Below are 637 nucleotides of genomic sequence, written 5' to 3' on the forward strand. Positions count from 1 at the left end.
TAGAGCCTGTTATGCACTGGTAGCGTAATTTGGGGTATGGCACAGCAAAGAGCATACCCCAGCGACGTAACGGATGGCGAATGGATGTTTGTAGCGCCCTATTTGGCCCTGGTGCGCGAAGACGCTCCGCAACGCGAGCACGCGCTCCGCGACGTGTTCAACGCCCTGCGCTACCTGATCAAGACCGGCTGCGGCTGGCGCTACCTGCCCCACGACCTGCCGCCCTGGCCAGCAGTCTATCAGCAGTGGGCCCGCTGGCGTGATAATCGGTGTTTTGAGCATATGATGGCTGATTTGCGCGAACTAGCCCGCCTGCTGGCCGGCCGTGAGGCCGAGCCCACGGCCGTGATTCTGGACTCGCGCACGGTGCAGAGCACGCCCGAAAGCGGGGCCCGTGCCGGCTACGACGGGGCCAAGCGGCGCAAGGGCAGTAAGGTGCACGTGGCCGTCGACACGCTGGGCCATCTGCTGGCCGCCGTCGTCACGCCCGCTAATGCACCCGACCGCGGGCAGGTCGACGCGCTCTGTGAGCGGGTGCAGCAGGTCACGGGCCAAAAGGTAGAGGTGGCGTATGTAGATCAGGGCTACACGGGCGAAGACGCCGCGTACGCCGCAGCCGTGCATGACATTGACTTAC

At 64.7% G+C, this 637-nt stretch carries 1 protein-coding gene; it reads left to right on the plus strand.

Annotated elements, in window-relative coordinates; translation table 11 throughout:
- Positions 1-36: 36 nt before the first annotated feature.
- Positions 37-637: IS5 family transposase (locus CDA63_RS20135; protein WP_126546998.1), on the plus strand; the 601-nt coding region annotated here is incomplete at its 3' end.

Source organism: Hymenobacter amundsenii (assembly GCF_002204745.1).
Taxonomy (GTDB): Bacteria; Bacteroidota; Bacteroidia; order Cytophagales; family Hymenobacteraceae; genus Hymenobacter; species Hymenobacter amundsenii.